Origin of the sequence: Dyella sp. BiH032, from assembly GCF_031954525.1 — a bacterium.
Classification (GTDB): domain Bacteria; phylum Pseudomonadota; class Gammaproteobacteria; order Xanthomonadales; family Rhodanobacteraceae; genus Dyella_D.
Genome location: NZ_CP134867.1, coordinates 2389955 through 2411754, shown reverse-complemented (window position 1 = coordinate 2411754; position 21800 = coordinate 2389955). Strand labels below are relative to the sequence as shown.

General features: G+C 57.6%; 24 protein-coding genes. 12 read left to right on the top strand and 12 right to left on the bottom strand.

Going from position 1 to position 21800, the window contains the following annotated elements; translation table 11 throughout:
- The first annotated feature begins 24 nt into the window (after window positions 1–24).
- From RKE25_RS10780 to RKE25_RS10765, 4 genes are all read left to right on the top strand, one after another.
- Window positions 25–531, top strand: a complete 507-nt coding sequence (locus tag RKE25_RS10780; protein WP_311842214.1) for a DUF6714 family protein — start codon at window positions 25–27, stop codon at window positions 529–531.
- A gap of 690 nt (window positions 532–1221) precedes the next feature.
- On the top strand, window positions 1222–2358 hold the full coding sequence (locus RKE25_RS10775) for an SIR2 family protein (protein ID WP_311842213.1): 1137 nt from the start codon (window positions 1222–1224) through the stop codon (window positions 2356–2358).
- Entirely contained in the window at window positions 2355–5069 is a 2715-nt protein-coding gene (locus tag RKE25_RS10770; RefSeq protein ID WP_311842212.1) for a hypothetical protein, read from the top strand. The genes RKE25_RS10775 and RKE25_RS10770 overlap by 4 nt, the downstream gene beginning before the upstream one ends.
- Before the next feature lie 271 nt (window positions 5070–5340).
- Window positions 5341–6105, top strand: coding sequence for a hypothetical protein (locus RKE25_RS10765; protein WP_311842211.1), 765 nt, complete (start codon window positions 5341–5343; stop codon window positions 6103–6105).
- Here RKE25_RS10765 and RKE25_RS10760 read toward each other — a convergent pair.
- From RKE25_RS10760 to RKE25_RS10730, 7 genes are all read right to left on the bottom strand, one after another.
- A complete protein-coding gene (locus RKE25_RS10760) occupies window positions 6074–6631 on the bottom strand; it encodes a hypothetical protein (protein ID WP_311842210.1) in 558 nt (185 codons plus the stop codon). The two genes, RKE25_RS10765 and RKE25_RS10760, sit on opposite strands and share 32 nt — an antisense overlap.
- 438 nt (window positions 6632–7069) lie before the next feature.
- Window positions 7070–7372, bottom strand: a complete 303-nt coding sequence (locus tag RKE25_RS10755) for a hypothetical protein (RefSeq protein WP_311842209.1) — start codon at window positions 7370–7372, stop codon at window positions 7070–7072.
- 557 nt (window positions 7373–7929) lie between these two features.
- A complete protein-coding gene (locus tag RKE25_RS10750) occupies window positions 7930–8079 on the bottom strand; it encodes a hypothetical protein (RefSeq protein ID WP_311842208.1) in 150 nt (49 codons plus the stop codon).
- A gap of 24 nt (window positions 8080–8103) precedes the next feature.
- A complete protein-coding gene (locus RKE25_RS10745; RefSeq protein ID WP_311842207.1) occupies window positions 8104–9681 on the bottom strand; it encodes a DUF4434 domain-containing protein in 1578 nt (525 codons plus the stop codon).
- Window positions 9682–9854: 173 nt separating this feature from the next.
- Window positions 9855–10253, bottom strand: coding sequence for a VOC family protein (locus RKE25_RS10740; protein ID WP_311842206.1), 399 nt, complete (start codon window positions 10251–10253; stop codon window positions 9855–9857).
- A gap of 154 nt (window positions 10254–10407) precedes the next feature.
- The gene (locus RKE25_RS10735) at window positions 10408–10809 is read right to left on the bottom strand and encodes a hypothetical protein (protein WP_311842205.1); all 402 of its coding nucleotides are present in this window, start codon (window positions 10807–10809) and stop codon (window positions 10408–10410) included.
- A 301-nt stretch (window positions 10810–11110) separates the two neighbouring features.
- Window positions 11111–11554: a hypothetical protein gene (locus RKE25_RS10730; RefSeq protein WP_311842204.1), complete on the bottom strand. Its 444-nt coding sequence runs from the start codon at window positions 11552–11554 to the stop codon at window positions 11111–11113.
- A 444-nt stretch (window positions 11555–11998) separates the two neighbouring features.
- On the opposite strand from RKE25_RS10730, the gene RKE25_RS10725 reads away from it, so the two are divergent.
- The 6 genes from RKE25_RS10725 (at window position 11999) to RKE25_RS10700 (ending at window position 16802) form a co-directional block, all read left to right on the top strand.
- Window positions 11999–12409, top strand: coding sequence for a DUF4259 domain-containing protein (locus tag RKE25_RS10725; RefSeq protein WP_311842203.1), 411 nt, complete (start codon window positions 11999–12001; stop codon window positions 12407–12409).
- An 88-nt stretch (window positions 12410–12497) separates the two neighbouring features.
- Entirely contained in the window at window positions 12498–12824 is a 327-nt protein-coding gene (locus RKE25_RS10720; protein WP_311842202.1) for a hypothetical protein, read from the top strand.
- A 211-nt stretch (window positions 12825–13035) separates the two neighbouring features.
- Window positions 13036–15444, top strand: a complete 2409-nt coding sequence (locus RKE25_RS10715; RefSeq protein ID WP_311842201.1) for a hypothetical protein — start codon at window positions 13036–13038, stop codon at window positions 15442–15444.
- Window positions 15445–15451: 7 nt separating this feature from the next.
- Window positions 15452–15574: a hypothetical protein gene (locus RKE25_RS10710; protein ID WP_343215228.1), complete on the top strand. Its 123-nt coding sequence runs from the start codon at window positions 15452–15454 to the stop codon at window positions 15572–15574.
- A gap of 107 nt (window positions 15575–15681) precedes the next feature.
- Entirely contained in the window at window positions 15682–16194 is a 513-nt protein-coding gene (locus RKE25_RS10705; protein WP_311842199.1) for a hypothetical protein, read from the top strand.
- Window positions 16195–16346: 152 nt separating this feature from the next.
- Window positions 16347–16802: a thioredoxin domain-containing protein gene (locus RKE25_RS10700; RefSeq protein WP_311842198.1), complete on the top strand. Its 456-nt coding sequence runs from the start codon at window positions 16347–16349 to the stop codon at window positions 16800–16802.
- A 136-nt stretch (window positions 16803–16938) separates the two neighbouring features.
- Here the strand turns inward: RKE25_RS10700 and RKE25_RS10695 are convergent, their stop codons facing one another.
- The 5 genes from RKE25_RS10695 to RKE25_RS10675 form a co-directional block, all read right to left on the bottom strand.
- A complete protein-coding gene (locus RKE25_RS10695) occupies window positions 16939–17337 on the bottom strand; it encodes a VOC family protein (RefSeq protein WP_311842197.1) in 399 nt (132 codons plus the stop codon).
- Window positions 17338–17491: 154 nt separating this feature from the next.
- Entirely contained in the window at window positions 17492–17968 is a 477-nt protein-coding gene (locus RKE25_RS10690) for a hypothetical protein (protein ID WP_311842196.1), read from the bottom strand.
- A gap of 19 nt (window positions 17969–17987) precedes the next feature.
- A complete protein-coding gene (locus RKE25_RS10685) occupies window positions 17988–18452 on the bottom strand; it encodes a hypothetical protein (protein WP_311842195.1) in 465 nt (154 codons plus the stop codon).
- A gap of 111 nt (window positions 18453–18563) precedes the next feature.
- The gene (locus RKE25_RS10680; RefSeq protein ID WP_311842194.1) at window positions 18564–19139 is read right to left on the bottom strand and encodes a hypothetical protein; all 576 of its coding nucleotides are present in this window, start codon (window positions 19137–19139) and stop codon (window positions 18564–18566) included.
- A gap of 158 nt (window positions 19140–19297) precedes the next feature.
- Window positions 19298–19768, bottom strand: coding sequence for an Lrp/AsnC family transcriptional regulator (locus RKE25_RS10675; RefSeq protein WP_311842193.1), 471 nt, complete (start codon window positions 19766–19768; stop codon window positions 19298–19300).
- 93 nt (window positions 19769–19861) lie between these two features.
- Here RKE25_RS10675 and RKE25_RS10670 point away from each other — a divergent pair, with 93 nt between their 5' ends.
- Both RKE25_RS10670 and RKE25_RS10665 read left to right on the top strand, forming a co-directional pair.
- Window positions 19862–20806 carry an EamA family transporter gene (locus tag RKE25_RS10670; protein ID WP_311842192.1) on the top strand — a complete coding sequence of 315 codons (945 nt, stop codon included), beginning with the start codon at window positions 19862–19864 and terminating at the stop codon, window positions 20804–20806.
- Complete coding sequence (locus RKE25_RS10665; protein ID WP_311842191.1) at window positions 20773–21774, top strand: aldo/keto reductase; 1002 nt, start codon at window positions 20773–20775, stop codon at window positions 21772–21774. The genes RKE25_RS10670 and RKE25_RS10665 overlap by 34 nt, the downstream gene beginning before the upstream one ends.
- The last annotated feature ends 26 nt before the right edge of the window (window positions 21775–21800 follow it).

Here is a 21800-nt window from a genome sequence, read left to right as displayed (position 1 = left end):
GTTGAAAACCAAGAATAGCCACGTATGAAATCCGCAGACCTTTTGATTGAAATTGCCAGCGCGTTTCCTCCCATGGAGATGCCATTGAAGGAAGAACTCCCGTTCCATACGCGCGGCTGCCTTGAGTGCCAGTGGCTACAGGAAGAGCTGGATTGGCTCAGGGGAAAACCCATCAACGGTGATCTAATTCGCCTCCTCCACCAAGAGCTGTCCTGTTTATCGGCAAAGGCGTGGCGCTGGATTGCTCCTCACTACATAAGGTATTGCCTCACCACTGAGGCAGACTACAACCAAATGGAAATCGAATTTCTAGTCTATGCCCTCGGGCCTGAAGAGCGATTTCAGAAAGATGTAGTGAAAAGGCTTTCGTTGCTCGATAGCAGACAGATCCGCTGCTTCATCCTTTTCGTAGAGTATCTGGCTGACCATGCATTCTGGTCCGAGTACTTTCCAGAGAACATCCGTAAGGCGGCGGACTTTTTGGGCGCCATCGAGCGATCAAGAGAGCCTCCACCACCTTCGGCCAGTTAAAGCGGTAAGAAGCCGAAGACAGTTAAGATGCCCACACACCAAAGCAACAACACTTGGCAGGCCCTATGCAGGGCTACTTTCCGGCCGATGGCCCTTTACTCCCCTTGTGCAGCTGCGTGCTAAGGCCGGTCATCGACCAACAGGCACTACCAAAACAGCAACCCCGGGCATAGCATCGACGACGCTGCCGGACTGCAATAGTCCCTGCAGCCGACCACAGGGGAACAACTCATGCGCAAACTCAGCATCTTGCTTGCGGGCTGTCTGTTGACGCTTTCCTTTGCCGTTAACGCCAAGGGTGGCGGTCATAGCAGCGGCTCATCCGTTCACTACTCAGGAGCTCACCACACCACTAGCCATGGTGGCCGCTATCCCGGTGGTTCTGGCTCGTCACATCGTGGTGGTAGCTACCGCAATACCCGGACAAGCAACCATTATGGTAAGCACGGGCATTGAGAACCTGCGCTAGATCTAAAAATCTCTATCGTGCACGGGGAATTGGAAAAGAGGGCCGAGTTCACTTCTTGCTGCATGAACCTGACCCCGTTTTTTTGGAATACGGGAAAGTAATGCCTCAATGGCGGGCTGGATGAGGGATGTAAAGGGGGAGCCATGAGTTCTAGACCCATGCTGCATCGGGCACCGCAGCCGGTAGATCGAGTTATCTCCATGGGGGCAGGATTGCCGCTCATGCCCGAGCGACTTCTTTTGGCGCATGCGCGCGGACAAGTACTCTTCATTGCTGGAGCCGGTGTATCAATGCCAGCTGGGCTACCAAGCTTTCGGAAACTAGTTGTTGACGTGTATGGAAAGCTTGATACAGCCGTTCATACGGTCATTACGACGAGTAATGACGATGAGCCTGGCGATGTCGCGACATTGACTAATCAGCAGATTGCCGAAGTCCGCCGATTCAAACGACGAGATTATGATGTAGTCCTTGGGATGCTGGAACGCAGAATGGACGACGTGCCGAGTGGCACCAGCCGCGTTCGCGCGACCATCTCTGAAGTTCTTCGATCGACGAGAGGAAAGCCAGCGCCAATCCATCGGGCGCTTATGCGACTCTCAGATCGAGGTGGCACTGCTGCTATAGTCACCACTAATTTTGACGGACTGCTGCAGGCCGGGACGCCCGGTAAAGGGAAGCCTCAAACCTACGCGTTAGGCGGCATACCTCGTCCAGGGCGTGGCCGGGATTTTGCAGGCGTTCTTCATATTCATGGAGCATTGGATAGCAATGCAAGGAGATCAGCAGATTTCGTAGTGACTGATCAGGATTTTGGTGAATTTTATATGCGTCGACGGATCGTTCCTGATTTTATTTATGACGCAGCAAGGCTCTTTCATCTCGTCCTGGTTGGGTATAGCGCGGACGATCCTCCCATGCGATACCTCCTCAATGCTATCGCAGCCGATGGTGTTCGTTTCGAGGATCTCAAGGAGCGCTTCACATTCGTAGGCAGCGAAAGGCCTGACCCCGTTCTTGTTGAGGACTGGAAAGGCCGCGGAATAACTCCCATCGCCTACCAGAACGATGACAATCATCAAGCTCTTTTGAGCCTGTTGGAGCGTTGGGCTGACTTTTCAGCGATCAACGGTAGCCCGCGAAAAATCGATGCTGCCATTAAGCGCATCGTTAAGACACCACGAAATTCAGCGTCGGAGCCTGATCGTGATCTTTTTGATCATTTTTTCCGGCGCAGTAACATGGTAGAGCGCACTCGTCTATCCGATCTCGCATCAAGATCGGGAGCCGAGCTTGGATGGCTTGACGCGATTGCTTCCGTCATATCAGAGCGTCAGGGCGAGGTCGCTGGACCATGAATCCATGGCAGCTAATCAATGATAAGGATCACGCCGACGCTCGCATCCTAATGACCTTTCTAAAAGGGCGCCTGGCCGAGCGTTCAACTATCGAGTGGTCTCTTAAAACGACGCGGCATGACATGGTCAAGCGTGGCGCAGTTCTCCAGTTACTAGATCTTGGTGAGGCCAGTGAGCTCGGTGAGCCATGGCGAACGGCATGGCGACTCATTGAGGAAAGCTGGAAACATGAAGATACGCGGGATTCGAGCATTGGAGTATACCGTGTGCAACGCAGAATTGATTCCGGCGAACGAACGGGATCTCTTATTTCCTCTATCGTGGGTTATGTTCGCCCAAGACTCGAGTTGCAAGCCAGACTTGAAAGACCATCTGCTCAAGCGAAAGCTCGCCGCGTTCGCCACATTGAAGATCTTTTTTGGGGATCCCTGACCAGTCATGAACTCGCCAGCGTAGGCGTTTATCATCTTGCGGTCATTGGTGAGGTGGATTTTCTCGTAGCATTAGCTGTAGCAATCGAGAGCGCAGTCAATGAGGGACTTTCGCTCGGCCGTAGACTGGGTTGGAACAACGATTACAAGTTCTGGAGGCTTGGCCAGTTGTACTCAGTCGCTTATCAGCATCAAGAAGGTGAAGATCATAACCAGGATGTCGATCGGTTCCATCACGGCATCGCGCCGTCGGTCAAGCTTCTACATGCAGTGGTCGAGCGCTTAAGTGCTGTCGATACTGCGGAAGCTAAGCGGATCGTTAGTGCCTGGCGGGAAACGCAAACACCTATTCATTTACGATTGTGGGCGTCACTTTCGTTGTCGCCTTTGCTGACCTCCTCAAAAGACCTATCCAGGACCATACTTTCTCTGGATGACCGGTCCTTCTGGGATATACATGCTTTTCCAGAGATAGCCGAGCTACGTGCACGTCGCTTTGGTGAGTTGTCGACGCTGGAGAAAAGGCAGGTCGAGCGCCGCATCAAGAGTGGGCCTCCACGAAGTATGTGGCCTAAGAATTCTGATCACGACCGTTTGCGAGACGCACGCACGTACTGGAGCGTACGGGAGTATCGCCGTATCGAAGTGGCTGGTAACCAGCTTTCGAAGGCAGCATCGAACTGGTTGCATCAGCAACTTGACCGATACCCGGAGCTTAGAGAGATGGCGTCAGTGCGCTTTGGTTTCCCGCACTCCGCTCAAGCGGAGTGGGTCAAGCCTCAGCCAGACGATCGCTTCAATGACCTCGCTGGGGAGCCCCGCTTACTAGCTTTAGAGGAAGCCCTTGCGGCGACGCGCAAGAGCTGGGACGACGATCCAGCAGAGCGTGCTTCTGACTGGATTAGGGAGGGCGACAACGCAACGCAACTCCTCAATGATCTCGAGGCATCACCGACCAGCGGTCTTTATACAAATATTTGGGACCGGCTTGGTTGGTCACTCAAGGCACCCAATCGTAACGAAGAGCCGACTCACGAGGAGGTGCAGCTGGGCAGTCGGGTATTGGCTCTGTTGCGACGACTGCCCAATGAGACATTGCTAGCTAGTATTCAGGGAGTCTCCTATTGGTTCTCAGCTTGGGCCCGTACAATTGCGCGCTCGGGAGAGCTTCAGGCAGCATGGTTGAGGGTTTGGCCATTGGCGGTTGAGGCTACTAACGCAGCCAGCATAGATCCCGAAGGCACTGATCTGAACGAGATCATCCAGCCAAGGCAAGGCGATGACCCCGATGATTTAGATACATTGAATGTACCTGTCGGACGACTAATCGACGTATTTCTTTCACTTTGTCCCACCATTCGCGGGAATAATCCATTCGACCAGAACGAGCTTCTTTCTGTTATGCGCAATCAAATTATTTCTGCGCAAGGAAAGGCCGGGTTAATTGGACGTCACCGCTTAGTGGAAGATCTGCCTTACTTCCTCAGGGCTGATGAACAGTGGGCTCGAGAAAACCTCATAGCACCGCTTAGCGCGGACGATGATCGCGCCCTTGCTCTTTGGCGAGCAATCGCCCGGCGAACGCAGTTCACTATGGTTCTCCAAATCATAGGTGATCAAGTTGCCACTAGGGCGGTGGACCGCCGCCTAGGACGGGACAGGCGCGGGATGTTGGCTTCAAGCCTTGTTATCGAGGCGCTTCATGCGTTTCGGGAGAAGAGGCTCCCGGCCGTTCCGAACCCGAAAGTTCAACAAACTCTGCGAGCAATTGACGATGAAGTCCGCGCGGCTGCGGCTAGAACGGTAGTTCGCTATCTTAACGAGATGACGAATACTGGCCCGGTGAATCAAAGGCAACCAGCCGAAACTGTATTTCGAGTTGCGATTGCTCCTTTCTTGGCTCAAGTTTGGCCGCAAGAGCATTCTCTTGCCACGCGAGGTGTCAGTGCTGCTTTCGCGGGAATTCCAGCTTCGTCTGGTCAGGCTTTTGCAGAGGCAACGAGTGCAATAGAGCAGTTTTTGGTGCCATTCGACTGTTGGTCAATGTCGGATTTTGACTTATGGGGTGGCCCTGATGATGCCCCTAGGCTGGGGCTGATCGATACGCCTCCCAAAGCCTCAGCGCTTCTTAGGCTTCTAGATCTAACGATCAGTACGAATGAAGGGGCGATAGTTCCTATCGATTTATCCAACGCCCTGGAGCAAATCCAGAAGGTGTCGCAGGAACTAACTCATGCTCCCTCGTTCCGTAGACTGGCCGCCGTTGCCCGGCGGAGATAGCCGCGGCGCGATGTGGCGGCCGCAAAGAGATCTTCGTTCGGCTCCATGGGGAGGGCGGCATCCAAGTGTTGCTTTGATACCGTCAGGTGATCACAACCTGCATCCTGATGCTCATCGCTTTGGACTGGCCACCGATCATGATCAGTCGTGATCTTGCCGGCTTGAGCCAATTCCAGATATGGAAGACAAAGTTGCGGACGGCAAGGAGCGGGGTGCTTAGCTTGTTAAATTGGTGCTGACTTGTTCCGTTAGAGACCACTAGGGGAAGAGGATGGATGGACGGCAAACAGAACTGAAGAAGGTGAGCGTTGCAGCACTTTACGACCGCCTGGCTTCCCTAGATAAGAAACACGAACCTAAAGCGGCTCACTGGTTCAACGTACTGATGCGGGCGGCGGTGATTTTGTTCGTTATTCTCAGTGTGCTCGCGCCGCTCATTTGGCTGGTCAAACCATCGACGGCTGTTTACTTAATATGGATCGTCGGCTTTCTTCTGCTGACCATCCTGACGCTTTGTGCCATAGCTATAGTGATGATCTTGATCGGCTTCATACCTAGAGCATGGTCACCTTTTAAGCAACACAGCCGAGACCTCGATGAGAGGTTGAGTCTCGAACGGGCGCTAATCGTGGATCTTCGCCCCTACGCGGTCGACGAACTAAAGGAAGTGGCGACGCGTATTGATGTTGAACTGAAGATCGCGACTAGGCGGATGAACATCTTTGCGGTCAGTGTGGCCATTACAACGATCAGCATTGCCGCATCCTCAAGAATCCAAGCGGAACTGCCTGACATGATCGATCCATCGACGTTTCCGATCGCTCTAGCTCTGCTTGCCTTAGTTTCGGGTGTCGCGGCCCTAATGATGATCTCCATGTCTTCTCAATTGGAGAGAATGTCGTTCATCCTCACTCGCGCGGCCGAAGTTCGCACGCGGACAAAGGGGACGGAGGTAGTTAAGTCGGCCCAGCTCACCGCATTAACCACTCCGCCCCGGTCCACGCCTACTTCTGCTCCACCCCCAACTTCCCACTAACCCCACCACTAAACACCTCCGCATCACTACTCACCAAACAGTTGTATTCCTTCCCCTCATTGAGCACCAAGATCGACGACTTGGCGCCCTTGAAGTCCGTCCCCATCGAGAACAGCACGTACGTATTCGGCAGCTCGGTCGGGCGGAAGGCGCCGAAGGCGTACTCCCCGGCGATGCCCAGGGGCGACAGCTTGATGGTGAGTACCGCCGGCTTGGTGCCCTGCGGCGACGGGAACTTGGAGAACGCGCTCATGATCAGCGTCTTCGTATCGACCGAGTAATGCGTGCTGATGGTGGTGCCGAGGTAGTGGGAGCTGGGTGAGGACACCTGCTTTTTGCAGGCGGCGATGTCTTCCGGCTTGGTGTCGGGCTGGCCGTTCGGCAGGGTGGCGAAGACGTGGGTCAGTCGGGTCTTGGCCACGCCCGTGACGGGGGCCGCGGCAGCGGCGCTCGCGTAAGCGAGGGCGGTGAACGACAGCGCGGTGCACGCCAGCACGTAACCGAAACGACGCGTTTGGGTATTCATCGTGGTACCTCCTTGTTGAGAGATGCGGCTAATGGCTTTACGTCGATGGCATTCGATCAACCAGATGGCACGGCGCGAAGGCGCAAGGGCTCACCGCCCATCGAGCGGGTGCCCGATGGCGGATAAGCAAGCACGATGAAACACGCCAGCACGCAGCCAGAGAATCAGGCCAGCCAATAGAAACACCAAAAGGCGCCGGAAGACCCGACGACCATGACATGACGCAGCAAATGGGCCGTCCTGGCCGATTTGAGTTCCTGGATTCCCCGATAGCGGCGCGACGCTAGCACGCAGCCCCGTTGAAATCACGTGAATCATCCCTTGCGCGAATAAGGGGCGGGGGTAGTTGATCCATCGGCCTGGTGCGTTCCCTACCCTCGCCCGTTTATCGGCGGATGGCCGCCGCCCGGCGAGTGATCGCCAAGGGGCGCTGCCGGTTTAAAGCGTGGCGGCCTCGCGCGTCGCGCCTTCCCTCACCTGCAACCACTGCATGCGCAAATGCGCCTGCGTCGCGCAGCGCGTGCCCATGTCGATGAACGCGCAGACGCCTTCCAGCATCGTCGTCAGCCGCTGCGCGTCCGGGGTGCCGCGTTCCTGCACCAGCTCCGTCAGTACTTGCAGGCTGCTGTGCGCGTACTGCAACCATTCCGTGGCGTCGTTCAACAACGCCTCCGGGCTGGCGTCGGGGTCGGAGAAATAATGGGTGTGGCGGGTGGTCCAGGGTTCGCCGTAGACGTTCATGAGTAACTCCTTGTCGTGTGGTGCCGCGCCCTCGCTCCGAGAACGGCACGCCGCCAACAGCTCGGCGTGCCGCGATCACACGGACTCGAGGGTTCACCGGTGGCCCATGCCTGGGCCCCGGACGGCTGATTGAGAAGTGGATGGCGGCGTCAGTGCGTTCCGCCGTCGCGCAAGGCGACGCGCCGGGTTGCACGGCTAGGATCTATTCCAGCGGAATCACCTTAGGCCGCGGTTCGTCAACCGTGCCTGCGAGGGATGCAGACGGCCCGATGTGGCGGTGAGGATGTCGCCGAGGGGATCGGCGGGCGTGAAGGTGCCGTATGATCTGGGGTAGCCATGATCAACTTCCTATGAGTTGGTGATGGTCAGCGGGTCGTAGGAGCTGCAACTCCTGCGGCCCGCGCTTCTCACAGCATTGCTGCCATGGTCGCCCGCGACACGTCTGGAACCGCTACGCGGGCAACGCCATCGACACTATCAAAATCATTTTTCGTTGTCTGTAGGCGAATGCCTGCGATGTACGTGCGTGTGGTGTAGGGGTGGAGTGGTCTGATGGATTAGCGGTGGAACATGCATGCGCTGTGCGAATGGTCCCATTGACCGCCATGGTCGAGACATCCGTCGATGGCTAGCCAGTCGTTGAACCAAAGAGCGCCGGCGAGGAACATCAGAGCCAGAATGCACAGGGTCGCGAGCTTGGTTTTCATGTGCGGCTCAAGCGCTCCCAATACTTATGGCTTGGATACGATTTCTATTTCGCCAAAGAAGAGCCATCCGCTAGTCGTGAAGTAGCGAAGTTTCAAGTATCTCGAATTCAGCCCAAGCGGGGTTTCATTCGAGAAAACATATTCGCTGTCATCAGCTGCACTGCTTCCCGACTCCGGCCGCACCTCAATGCTTTCTCCTGTCGTGCTGCACACCTGACCGGAACCCGTGGGGTAACACCTAGGAAGGTAAGTTCCAGCGACTGTCCAGTTGATGCCATCGGGCGAGACCTGGATCTGCATCTGATCTGGAAGGAAAATGCCGCCAGAAAACGAATTGAGCATTTGAGTCGCGACCCAATCGATCTTAGACGTGTGTCCGAAGTCCATAACGATTTCCGCGGCATATTTCCCGCTCGCCGCATCCGGGTACTGCCACGCAGGAACGCCGACCCACGAGGAAGAATTGAAGGACTTAGGGTCGCCTGGAAGCGTATCGAACATCTTGTTGCCTGTATCCGGATAGTTGGATGACGGAGGCGTCGCCCAGCTGTAGGCCGGTACCAACATGGTGCCTTCCCTTCCGTAGATAGCTTTGTAGGCATCCTTGAGGCGGGCCGCGCCATAGAATGTACCGTTCGACGGCAGCGTCAATGCAGTCATATGCGTGAGAGGCAACCAACCTAGTCGTTTTCCCACGTAAGCCGTACTCGCCAAAGAGAGCTGCCTATTGATCCGCTGGATGGAGGCAGGAAGGTAGGCTCCGCCATGACCGGATGAGAGGGTTACCCCATAGTCGAAAAGCTCATTGACTGACCATAGGTGATCGCGACCGATCGCCTGCGATGCGTAGTAGTAGTAATCGCCAACGCTTTGCTCGCGACCCCAGCCCACATCCTTGGCTCCTGTCCCCACGCTGTCCTGGACGGCATAGATATCGATGCCCGTATCCGTGGAAAAAGTCTTGAGGCGTGAAGCAACCCCTTGCGCGGAGAGAGGTTGCGTTCCCGGTGGCGTGTACAAGTAGGGAGATATCAGCAACGGCTTGTTGAATTTCGACCTGACAAAGGCTGATATCTGCTGATAGTGCGCTTTGACGGCAGCAAATTCCGCATCGTCCGGATTAGCAAAATCAGGCTCGTCCGGAAAGTACCAGCCCGCAAATGCACTGGCATAAGGGCTACCACCAACAATGCTGACGATCGCATCGATGCCCGGCGTAAGCTGTTCTATGGTCGCCCCAGTATTGGCGTAGTACGGCGTGCAACTCCACCAATCCGTGAAGTAGCCGAGGCCCATATAGACCTTGATGTTCTTCTTGCTGGCCTGTTCGAGAATGTCCAGGATCGCATCTGGCATACCCGGCACCCACTGGTAACCAGAGGCTTGAGTCGCACAGGATTTTTTTAGTGTGGACTGGACAACCATAGTATCCATATCCAGCTCATTCATCTCACTGGTGATCAGCTGCAGCTGTGACACCCGAGTTTGCGGATCCAAGTATTCGGCCTGGACGAAAGACCCGCCAATGGGCAGCGTACTCTGCGCCATGGCATTACTAGCGATCACGCACAACGAAGCGGCTAACCAAGTAATGAGCTTCATGGCTTCATCCCTGCAAGGAAACCAGATAGTAGCGATACCGCTGCTTGCTTGGCATCTTGCGATCAAGCACGGCGAACGGAGCTAGGATCACTTGCAACAGGCTGCAGCAACCATCGGAAGCGGACATTGATCTTTAGGAAGCATGTCGCCGCATCCCGCGCCGCGGATGTCGACTAGCGCGAACCAAATCGCTGCTTGGCCGCTTCGGTCATCGGCGTGTACAAGCTGACGATCGTGCCTTCGGGGTCCCGAAACTGCGCCGCCAGGTTGCCCCAGGGCATCATCTTCGGCTCAAGCACCACCTCGATCTCATCTTTCAGCCGTGCGAACTGCGCTTCCACGTCGTCCACCTGAAACTCGATGATGGCCGTGCGGTTGGCAGCCGGTTCGGCCGTGCCTTCCTTGAAGAGGGCAACGGTTTCAACGCTGCCAATCGCCAACGTGGCGCCTGTCGTTACGATCTCGGCAAAGACAGGCGCAAGCCAATCCGCCTTTTGGTCAGTCAACTTCTCGTAAAAACCGACCATCGCCTGGATGTCTCGGGCGATCAGCCGGATGGATGCAAACTTCATGGAGCCTCTCCTTGTCGATGTCGTCAGGAATCACAAGGAGGGATTTGTACAAAGGGGTTGCTGCCAACGTGCTGTCAGTAATCGTCCTTCGGTTGGGGCTGGTTCGCCTGCTAAAGGGTGGGAGATTGTCATCGCTGACTTACCGCCCATTCCATCAATCGACGAAATCCACTTTGTAATCCGGCGAAAGCCTTAAGAGCTTCCCGTCGTCGGAATCGATCATGTAAACGCCATCAAGGATGGCGGCCTTGATGGCCTCGTAGTCCACCTTGGACAACGCATCATCGCCCAATGCCCCCTTCAAGCCTTCCTGCACACTGCTCCCGATGACATGTGTCGCTAATGTCGTGGGCTGCGGAGAAGTCACGCCAGGCTCGAGCTCGCCCCCCACAGCAAGGCCCACATCGCACGTCACGTCAAACTCAAAAGTGACGACGGCATCGGCGTAGCACAACGTAAATTCGTTGGTGATATCCCTGAATCGGAACGCCGTCTTGATCGTAACGCCGCGCTCTTCATCGAAGACTTCAGACGCATAAACCCTACGAAACGCCATCCTTTACCTCCATGTTTTCCAGCCATCAGCATCGGCCAGGCTTGCAATGAAACTGGACGGCGACGCAAGTTCAATGGATCCAGGCAGATCCGTGCCGATGACCGACATAAGCGCATCGACTCTTTTGTACAGTCCAGCCAATCTTTGCGATGCTGGCAGCGCACTCAATCCATCGCGTCCCGCTCTGACACCCGGAACGAAAGAACCCACTCGGATAACGACAGATGCATGCCCTTCCTCTTAGAAGCTGTGCTCAACCAGTAGCGCAAGGTCGGCAAGCATGTGTCGCTCCAGATCAGACTCAAGTTGAAAAAATCCTCGCTGCGACAAAAGGCGGTGGTTGGGGATTGGCGCTGTAGGAACCAGCAACGATCTGGCCATCCTTCACCTCAAAACCGCCCATCACATCCTCCGGAGGAACCGCACCCTGTGGCGTCGGGGTTCTTCCGTCGACGATGAAAACCCAGCCACTTCCCTGTGCTTTTGCGGAAGCAATGAGATTCGGCAGTGTCGGCGCGTGCCTTTGAATGGCTTCGTGCAAAAAATCGACAAACGCGCGGTTGCGCGCAAAGTTGGCAGGGTCAAGTGGCTCGTCCGTGCGAGTGGCATCCATCAACTGACCGAGGATCTCCTGCGCGATGAGGCCGCGCCTCACCACCTCGTCTGCCGATGCCAACGTTATATAGGCCACTAGACCGTTGTCGGTCTGGACCTCGCAGATGGTTACGGGAAGCGTGGCTTGCATGAGCTCTCCATGGTCGCTCTTGAGGGCACTGTCCTGTGCGTAGGCTGGGGGAACCGCCGAGCTCTAAGCCGAGGGCATCCTATCCCGCCGCGTCGGGCTTAGGAAGCTTAGCCCTCCTGACGGCAGCCCCGATGCCCCCATAGCAAGCGGCCGAAGGTCTTTGCTTCCCCCATAGAGCCGGCCATATTCGCGTTGAACGAAGCCGGCACCGGCCCCTCACCTGCTGCATTACCCTGCCGACTTTCGGCTTCCCGCAGATTCCGGTCTGTCTGAACACTAGTTCCGGCGACCACTGAACACCCCGCTGGTGCTGACCATGACATGGGTGTCAGGGGCGCTTACGACTATATTCTTGGAAGGTCCGCAATCGACCCAGAGCGGACCTGCTCAAGGGTTGAAAGTCTGTCATTATTTTCCAGCCTGAATTGCCAACGGAGGGGTGAGATGAGCGCCTGGTCGCACGAATCGTTCGGGAATGATGATGCTTGTGATTTCGCCGCAACCGTTTCAGAGGCTGATGATTTGTCGGCTGTCGAGGCGATTCTTGATGTGATCATGCAAGTGGGTGACGGATATCTCGAGGCACCCGAAGCATCACAGGCGATAGTCGCTGCCGAGGTGATCGCAAGGCTCCAGGGGAACTGGGGTCTTCGTGATGCGTATTCGCAGGACGTGGACGCGTGGGTGGAGCGCACAAAAATCGTCCCCGCCAATGAGCTGGCGCTAAAGGCCAAGCGGGCTCTTAAACGCATCACTACGGAACCATCCGAACTGCTCGAACTTTGGCAGGAGGGCGATGAAGGTGAAAAGTGGCTCGATGCCGTCCGAGACTTGGGGCGTCGCGTTATTGCTTGACGTTTCCGAGCGTCCGCTTTCGACCCGAAGCGAACCTTACGATTTGAGGCTGCAACCCGGTCAATAGTTGGCAAAGGAAAGGAAGCAGATGGATCAGGCGATAGGTCGGATAGTCGCAACTCGCAGCCTTCTCTACTCAATCGTAGGTGGCTCGGAGAGGAAGACCTTCACCATTTGCATTGGGGAGCCCTATCTTCTAGCCGAGGGATCAGTGGACTTCGCGTTTGCTCCGGGCGCCGCGGGCTGCTCCGTCAGTTTCATCGGCCTCCCGGAAAAGCAGGAGACTGTGTACGGAGCGGACGGCATTCAGGCGCTTGAACTAGCTGTGGGAGCAATGGACGCGTACTTGCGTCGCCTAAGCCGCAAGTATGAGTTCTTCTTTCCCGACACTGGGGAGCCATATATCGAGGGTTGACGCTGTGGACTGGCGTCTTTCTGTGTTAGCACAAGGGCCGATTCCGACCCATAGCGGACGCCTTCCGGCACAATTCCGGCCTGTATGGATAGGTCAATCAAGAGCCGCTTCAATGCGGAGTAGATGTATGGCCGATCGTGGATGTCCGAGGGCGACTATGGCGCGATCTGGCGCGGTCCGTTACTTACCCAGTCGCTTCAGGTGATCAATTATGTCGAGCCGTGACCACAGCAAATCGAGCCCTTACCCCATCACCGATGCTCGCTTCTTCGTCTGGAGATTCGTGCGTTCGACGCTAACGCTCCTCATTGCGCTTGGGGCCATCTTCGCAGTTTGCGGCGCGCCAGCCGTCGCTCAAGCAAGCGTCCCGGTGACCGCCGATTTCTCGTCATTCACTCTTAAGAGCGGTGACACCTTGTCTGCGGGTGGTCAGCTCGGTCTGGCGATGCAGACTGACGGCAATCTTGTCCTTTACGACAACGAAGGAACCGTCAACTTGCTGCCGCTCTGGAGTTCAAGCACGACACAGAGTTGCCCGGCAGGTACGTGTGCGTTGAACTTCCAGTCCGACGGCAACTTAGTCATTTACCAGGGTTCGACAGCGTACTGGAATACGTCGACCTTCGGCACCGGATACAAGCTACGCCTCTCCAATGCCTTTCCGTTTATTTCCATCGTCACCGGCACGGGCCAGGTGGTCTGGTCGCCATATGGCGTGACGGCTGACCTCCCCCCCTTCAGCCTTACCAGTGGAAGTACCCTTCCAGTTGGCTTGCAGCTTGGGCTGACGGTACAGACCGACGGTAACATGGTTCTATACAACGGAATCGGCACCTCGAATCTCACTTCATTGTGGGGTTCCAATGCGTTCCAGAGCTGTTCGGGTGGCGCCTGCGCAGGCAGCTTTCAAAGCGATGGCAACTGGGCGCTCTATAAGGGCGCCAACTCGTACTGGAATAGCTCGACATTCGGATCCGGATACCAGCTGCGCCTGTCCGACAGCTACCCCTTCGTGGCCATCCACGATGCTTCAGGCGCATATGTGTGGGGGCCCTATCTGGGATCCAGCATCAATTTCCAGCCTAACAAGCCTCACCCCTCGTCAGGCATTTCAGGTTGGGTCAGCGGCTACTCGGCCGGCGGGGTTGCCAATGCCTATCTTGACGGTGTGATCTCGGCCTGGGCCATCGACTGGGATCACCCCTACGCCGGCGTGACGCTCAAGCTCTATTCCGATGGCCAGGTAGTGAACGGTGTCGGGAGTGGCGGAACCCTCGTGCAGACGGGTGTTACCAATGCGCCCGTTTTCCAGACCCTCTATGACTACGGCGCGCCCCAGATCAATCATGGTTTCAGTTTCAAGATTCCCGATGCCCTTAAGGACAATCAGAACCACAATTTCTACGTCAACGCCACCAGTGCGGATGGACTGGTGACCACCACGCTCAGCCAGGCATTCGCTTCATTCAAGCTATCGGCCATAGCGTCTACCAGTACCGTCACCAGTTCGGCCTGCCTGACCCCGTCGACGGCATGCAATTCGACCGCGTACGACTACAACGGGCCGAATTTCAATGGCGTCACGGGATGGAGCGATGAAGTCAACTACTTCGCGCAATGGAAATGTTCGTCGTCGACAGGCATCAACTATATTGCGCGGCTCAACATCATTCCTGCGGGCTCGCACGACAACAATTTTCAGAAGGACAGTACTTACGTCAACCCTAATGACTCGGCCTTGGGTGGGAACATCATCTACTTCACGGCGAGTCGCTATAACGGGTACAGCTCCACCTACTCGCTGAAGAAGGCGGTATGGGACGGTGGTGCGAACCAGTGGCGGATCTACGACATGCTCGATGCCCCATCGAGCATCGGTGGCTTTTCCTCGCTCGACGGAACGTATCCCAACTTCATCATGAATGATTATGCTCAGCCAGGCTGGGGGCCCACCTCGCCGCTGGGGTCGGGTACCACCTTGCCCGGCGTGTCCCGAAAGTCGCTCAACCCCGAGCAGAATAGCTTCGCGCTGGAAGGCATGGGTCCCCTCGGGCTAACCGCTGTTCGCAACTACGTTCAGAATACGGGAACGTTTGGCGATGGATCGCAATCTGGGCGGACCTGCATTCATATGAACCCGAAGCTCTATGACTTCGATGCCAATGGTGTGCCGCATTCCATGGCCGCCTTTCTGTTCGAAGGCGATACGTCGCATGCATGCACGCTGCCCGACGGTTCAACACTGCCTGCCGCGGCTTATTACGCGTATCGATACGACCCGGTGTCAGGCTGGCAACTCGACAAGGCCTTTGGTCCCATCGGTCTCAGCCAGGGAACACCGCCAGCCCAGGCCATGAAACTGGTATGGGGCACCAGCGGCACATTCATTGCTGGAACCTGGGGTGGGCAAATTCAGACCTTGAACGCAGAAAAACCAGCTCCGCAATCGTGGAATACCGTCCTCGATTGCAGTGCGGCGCCGGGTGGCGCTCCGCATTTTGGGGAGGCAACGGGCAGCACGACCCAGATCTGGTTCTTGGGCAGCCCGAGTGTGGGCTACGTCATCAATCCGACAGGGCCAGTCTTCGTCGCTGACATTTATTATGCGTTCCACCGGTGACAAGGAAATGTCCCAAGGGCTGGCCGATGCCGGTGTGGAGAAGTGGACCGTCCACACCGGCAACCTGACCATGACGTTCTACGACAAGGCGGGTGCGCCGCTGCTGATGAAACAGATTCAGGTCATGTGAGCGCTAATGTCCGCTTCCGACCCAGAGCGGACTTGCACGCACCGATCTGATGGGCCTGCATTGCCCGGTCTTCTACTTATTCGGATGGACTATAGGGAGATCGGTCAATGAAGTATCTGGCGTTTCTATTAATCGCGTTGATTTCCTTTGGTGTTGCGCGCGAGCCTTCCCGCTTCTATTCGGAAGATCTCAAACTTGCGGCGAACGAATACGCGCGTGCCGCAGGACTTTCGCCGTTAACGTCGACCACTGACTTTGAGCTCCGCGTCTGGACACGCGATTACATGTCCGGCGCGGTCGCCGGCTTCATTGTGTCCAACGGCACGCTGCGCTCATTCGAAAGCATGTCGACTTATGACCAAGGAAAGGTGCTCGTCAAACCGGCCAACTTGGGAGCCGAAAAGCCGGGACCCGATCCGGCTCTCCTCAGAAAGCTCATTGAGGCCCTGAAGGCGTACAACGGCAAAGCCGTGTCGTGCGGTGTCATGGATGGCGAATCAGACCTGTTGGATGCCGTTGTGCAAGGTCAGGTCGTTACGGTCAAAGTCGACAATCCAAGCTTCTGCTCCGACAAGGCGTCAAAGGCTATGACAAACCTTCTCGGCGCGCTTCGGAAATGAAACTGGGCCAAAGCCAGCCTGCATGTGGCAACCAAGGCCGTCGCCCACGTGCCAGCTGCCTGCTGGGTCTCGAAGGTTTTTGAATTTGGCGTTCCCAGTTCCAAACTCGACTGAACTGTCCTGATCGGGCAACAGCCGCAGAGGAGTCTTCCATGTCCGAAACCACCCACGTCCCCTGCCCGCATTGCACTGCGCGGAATGACGTATCCCGGGATCTACTCAGCAACCAACCTTCGTGTGCGAGTTGTGCGCAAGCGCTGTTCGAGGGCAAGCCGATCGAGTTGGATACCCCGCGCTTCGACGCCATCGCCCTGCGCGGCGACCTGCCTGTGCTGGTGCATTTCTGGGCGGCCTGGTCCGGCACGAGCCTCATGCTCAACAAATGGCCCATGATGTCCGCGTCGCAAAAATGGGAGCCGCGCATGCGCTTCGCCAAGGTGAATGGCGAAGCTCACCCTGACTTGGTCAAGCGCTACGGCATTCCTCTGTTGCCGGGGCTGTACACGTTTCATCGCGGACAGGTCGTGCAACACGTCCATGAGCGCATGACGCCGATCTCGGGGCAGATGTTGGACCGGATGATTTGGTACGCATTGAATCGGTTATGACGCTTCCCCAAACCGATGTTGAAACATAGGCCGTACGACGTCAGTCAAAGGTCGCCATGACTGGCTACTGCAGCCATGGAAAGCAGACATGCTTCTGAGGAAGCATGTCGGCACACCCCACGCCAAGGATGCTCGACTAACGCGAACCAAATCGCTGCTTGGCCGCTTCGGTCATCGGCGTGTACAAGCTGACAATCGTGCCCTCGGGGTCCCGAAACTGCGCCGCCAGGTTGCCCCAGGGCATCATCTTCGGCTCAAGCACCACCTCGATCTCATCTTTCAGCCGTGCGAACTGCGCTTCCACGTCGTCCACCTGAAACTCGATGATGGCCGTGCGGTTGGCAGCCGGTTCGGCCGTGCCTTCCTTGAAGAGGGCAACGGTTTCAACGCTGCCAATCGCCAATGTGGCGCCTGTCGTTACGATCTCGGCAAAGACAGGCGCAAGCCACTCCGCCTTTCGGTCGGTCAACGTCTCGTAAAAACCGACCATCGCCTGGATGTCTCGGGCGATCAGCCGGATGGATGCAAACTTCATGGAGCCTCTCCTTGTCGATATCGTCAGGAATCACAAGGAGGGATTTGTACAAAGGGGTTGCTGCCAACGTGCTGTCAGTAATCGTCCTTCGGTTGGGGCTGGTTCGCCTGCTAAAGGGTGGGAGATTGTCATCGCTGACTTACCGCCCATTCCATCAATCGACGAAATCCACTTTGTAATCCGGCGAAAGCCTTAAGAGCTTCCCGTCGTCGGAATCGATCATATAAACGCCCTCCAGGATGGCGGCCTTGATGGCCTCGTAGTCCACCTCGGACAAAGCATCGTCGCCCAATGCCTTCCTCAAGCCTTCCTGGACGCTGCTTTCGATGACATGTGCCGCCAACGTCGCGGGCCGTGGCGCCGTCGCTCCACGCTCAAGCTCGCCACCTACAGGAAGGCCCACATCGCACCTCACCTCGAACTCGAAAGTGACGATGGGGTCGGCGTAGCACAAAGTGAATTGGTCGGTGATATCTCTGAACCGGAACGCCGCCTTGATCGTGACGCCGCGGTCTTCGTCGAAGACTTCAGTGGAATGAACCCAACGAAATGCCATCCTTTGCCTCGATGTTTTCCGGCCATCCACATTGATCTGCTTCTTGGCATTCCACACGAGAATCACGTCAGGCAAGACGCCACCTATGCCGCGTCTATTTGACCCGGACAAAGTACTCTCGAATATTTAACTCCGGCACCATCTTGTCAGTGCTGTCTTGGTAGACCCACATCGTGTCTTTATCGACAAAGTTGTAGACGGTAACGACCTCTTTACCCGTCACCTGTTGCCTTCCCTTGATGACGACGACATGGTCGTTCGAGAACAGAACCTGGTACTCACTGGTTTCGCGAAAGCCCGCCAGGCGCCGGCGCTGACCACCGATGTCAGCGTCCCAGTCAGGCATGTCGGACGTAACGCGCTTGCCATCGAACCGCAAAGTCAGACGCCCCATGATCTGATCCAGAAAGTGCGTCGTACGCTCTTCCAACTTGGCATGCTTGTTTGCAAACGCCATGGTGAGATCGTGACTCGACACCCAAGTCCCCACGAGACTGGGGCTCGCCTGGGCTGTGGCGATGGTCATGATCGAAATCAGAGCAGCGAGGGGCCTTCTCATGCTTTCTCCTGAAAACTGGTAGGGACAACGGCATAGGCCCATGTGCACCAGCCCCACGATATCGCCAAGTCTTTACTCACGGCTTGGCTCACTCGCCGAAGTCCTTCCATGTCACGAAACCCAGGTTGGAAAGCTGAAGAGCACTTTCCACCCGCCATCAGTACGGCGCAGGTACACGTAGGAACCTCCCCCACACAGACTCCCGCAATAACGCGCTACGTAGACAAGAGCGATAGCCCCATCAGGCGAATAACCGGGCAGGCTCAGCGTCATCCATCCTTTGGCGCCGGGAAAGGATTCGTACAACCGCTTCCAAGCGTCATCTACCGGCAATTCTTCCGCCGATACGGAATCCTGTTCAAAAAAACCCTTGATCTCTCGCTCTTCGCGCAATCGCACTGCCTTACAGGACAGGCCTTCCGGGAGAGCCGTCACGGAGCTGTTCCTACGTTTCAGGTCGTCGAAAGCGCCTGACTCATCGGCATCCCCTAAATCGTCGCCCGTCCGGGGAGCTGCCGCCATGGACGAGAGCAAAACGAAACCCTTGCCGGACTCGCATTGCGAATGGAGCGCGGCTTTCAGAACTAGCGCATCTTCTCGCTCGAATGCCTGATGCGTAGACCCTGCGCGTGCCGACAAGAACGGCACTACGCACAATGCAATGATCGCGATGAAACGTTTCAGCATGTCCGCTCCTGGCAAAGATAACGGTGCATAAGCGTCGCGCCAATCAGATGATCCGCTTGATCCACGAGCCAATCGCCATTCTTCCCGGTCATATCGCTCCCCTTGATATCTGTCCGCCTGGGCTCGAAAGCGAAACTAGAGCCCCTGCAAAGTCCACTTCAGCCCTTTCCCACCGGAAGCGGCGGCGCCCGCAAAGGCACCGGCGTGGATTGCACGATCGACGTCGTGGTCTGGCCGTACTGCAGGAACTGATCGAGTATGCGGTCCAGATGCTCGAGCGCATCCAGGTGCACCTTGATGACAAAGCAGTCTTCGCCCGTGACGCGGTGACATTCGGCCACCTGCGGCATCGCGCGGGCGAGTTCGGCAATTTTGGCTAACTGCCCGGGTGCCGGGCGTACGCGCACGTAAGCGGTAATCGGCCAGCCAAGCGCGGCCGGGTCCAGCTCGAGGCGGCAGCCGCGTATCACGCCGGCATCTTCCAGCCGGTTGAGGCGTTCTTTCACCGCCGGCGCCGACATGCCGACGGTCGCGGCGAGGCGCGTCACCGGCTGGCGAGGGTCCTCCAATAAGGCCTCGAGTAGCTCGACGTTCCGCACGTCGGCGAGCAGATTTGAAATCTTAGGCATGGCGTTCACTTTACTTGGAAGATGGCAGGAATCACCGGCGTTGACCTTCAAGGCGCCATGGATGATGCGCCTTCGCTTTGCAAAAGTGGAGGCATGAAACCGGCCCTGCCCAAACACCTCGCTACCGCACTTCCGGCCCCGGCCTGGTTCGTGGCGAGCGCGCTGTTCCATTACCTCGGCCCCGCCTTCGCCGTCTTGCTCTTCGCCCGTGTCCCGCCCCTGGGCGTGGCCTGGTTGCGCATCGCCAGCGCGGCGCTGCTGCTTGCCGCATGGCGGCGCCCGTGGCGCTATCTGCGGCGGCAGGACGCGCACACACGTCGCACGATAGTCGGGCTCGGGCTGGCCATCGGTGGCATGAATGCCTGTTTCTACCTGGCCATAGACGGCCTGCCGCTGGGTACGGTCGGCGCGATCGAATTCATCGGGCCGATTGCCCTCGCAGCGGCCGGTCTGCGCACGCCACGCAACCGGGTCGCGCTGGGATTGGCAGCCGCGGGCATCGCCCTGCTGACGCGTGCGCACGTCGGAGGCTCGCCCCTTGCCCTGTTCTTCGCCTTCGCCAACGCAGCGCTGTTTACGCTCTACGTCGTGCTTGGCCACCGACTGGCCGCGGCGACGCATGACGGCAGCGAGCCGGTCGACCGTCTGGCCGCCGCCATGTTGGTGGCCATGGTTCCGGCCACGTTGCTGGGCTTCGTTCCTGCCTGGCCGGCCATGGCCAGTCCGGCGCTGCTGGCGGCCGGTGCCGGCGTCGGCCTCTGTTCCTCGGTGATCCCGTATGTGTGCGACCAATTCGCGATGGCGCGCTTGCCGCGGGCGAGCTTCGCCTTGCTGCTGTCGTTGCTGCCGGCGATCGCTTGCCTGATCGGCGCGTTGGTCTTGCGTCAGTTCCCCGGCCAGCGCGAGGCATTGGGCATTGCGCTGGTGGTCGCCGCCGTCGCACTGCACCGCCCACACGCCGATGCCCCCTCTTCCTCTCCCACCGATCCACGCGAGGTACGTCCATGGAATACGTCCGACTCGGAGCCTCCGGCCTGAAGGTCTCCCGCATCTGCCTAGGCTGCATGAGCTATGAGGTCACGCCCGCCGAGCGCCCGTGGCATCTGGATGAGGCGAGCAGCCGTCCCTTCATCCGGCGCGCGCTCGAACTTGGCATCAACTACTTCGACACCGCCAACATGTATTCGCAAGGCGCGAGCGAGGAAGTGCTCGGGCGCGCACTGCGCGATGGCGCGCGCCGCGAGGAGGTAGTGATCGCGACCAAGCTGTTCTATCCCATGCACAACGGCGCCAACGCCCGCGGCTTGTCGCGCAAGGCGGTGATGACCGAGATCGACGCCAGCCTGCGCCGACTCGGCACGGACTACGTCGACCTGTATCAAATCCACCGCTGGGATCCGCACACCCCCATCGAGGAGACGCTCGAGGCGCTGCACGACGTGGTCAAGGCTGGCAAGGCACGCTATCTCGGTGCCTCCACGATGATGGCCTGGCAATTCGCCAAAGCCTTGTTCACCGCCACGCTGCACGGCTGGACGCGCTTCGTATCGATGCAGCCGCACTACAACCTGCTGTACCGCGAAGAAGAACGCGAGATGCTCGACCTGTGCCGGGACCAAGGCATCGGCGTGGTGCCCTGGAGCCCGCTGGCACGCGGCCGCCTCGCGCGCGCTTGGGAAGAGGCGCCGAGCACTGTGCGCGGCGGCTCCGATCCCTGGGGCGACGGCCTCTATGCGGCGACGCGCGAGGCCGACCGGCAGGTGATCGACCGCGTCGGCGAGGTGGCGGCACGCATCGGCGCTACCCGCGCCCAGGTCGCACTCGCCTGGCTGCTGCAACAACCGGCCGTGACGGCGCCCATCGTCGGGGCCACCCGCATGCATCATCTGGAGGAGGCCGTGGCAGCCCTCGATCTGCAAATACCCGCCGAGGAAATGCGCGTATTGGAGGCACCGTACCGACCCAAGGCCATCGCGGGCATCGCCGTGCCTGGCGTGGATGACTGAGCAGAAGGAACTATCGATGCTCCTTG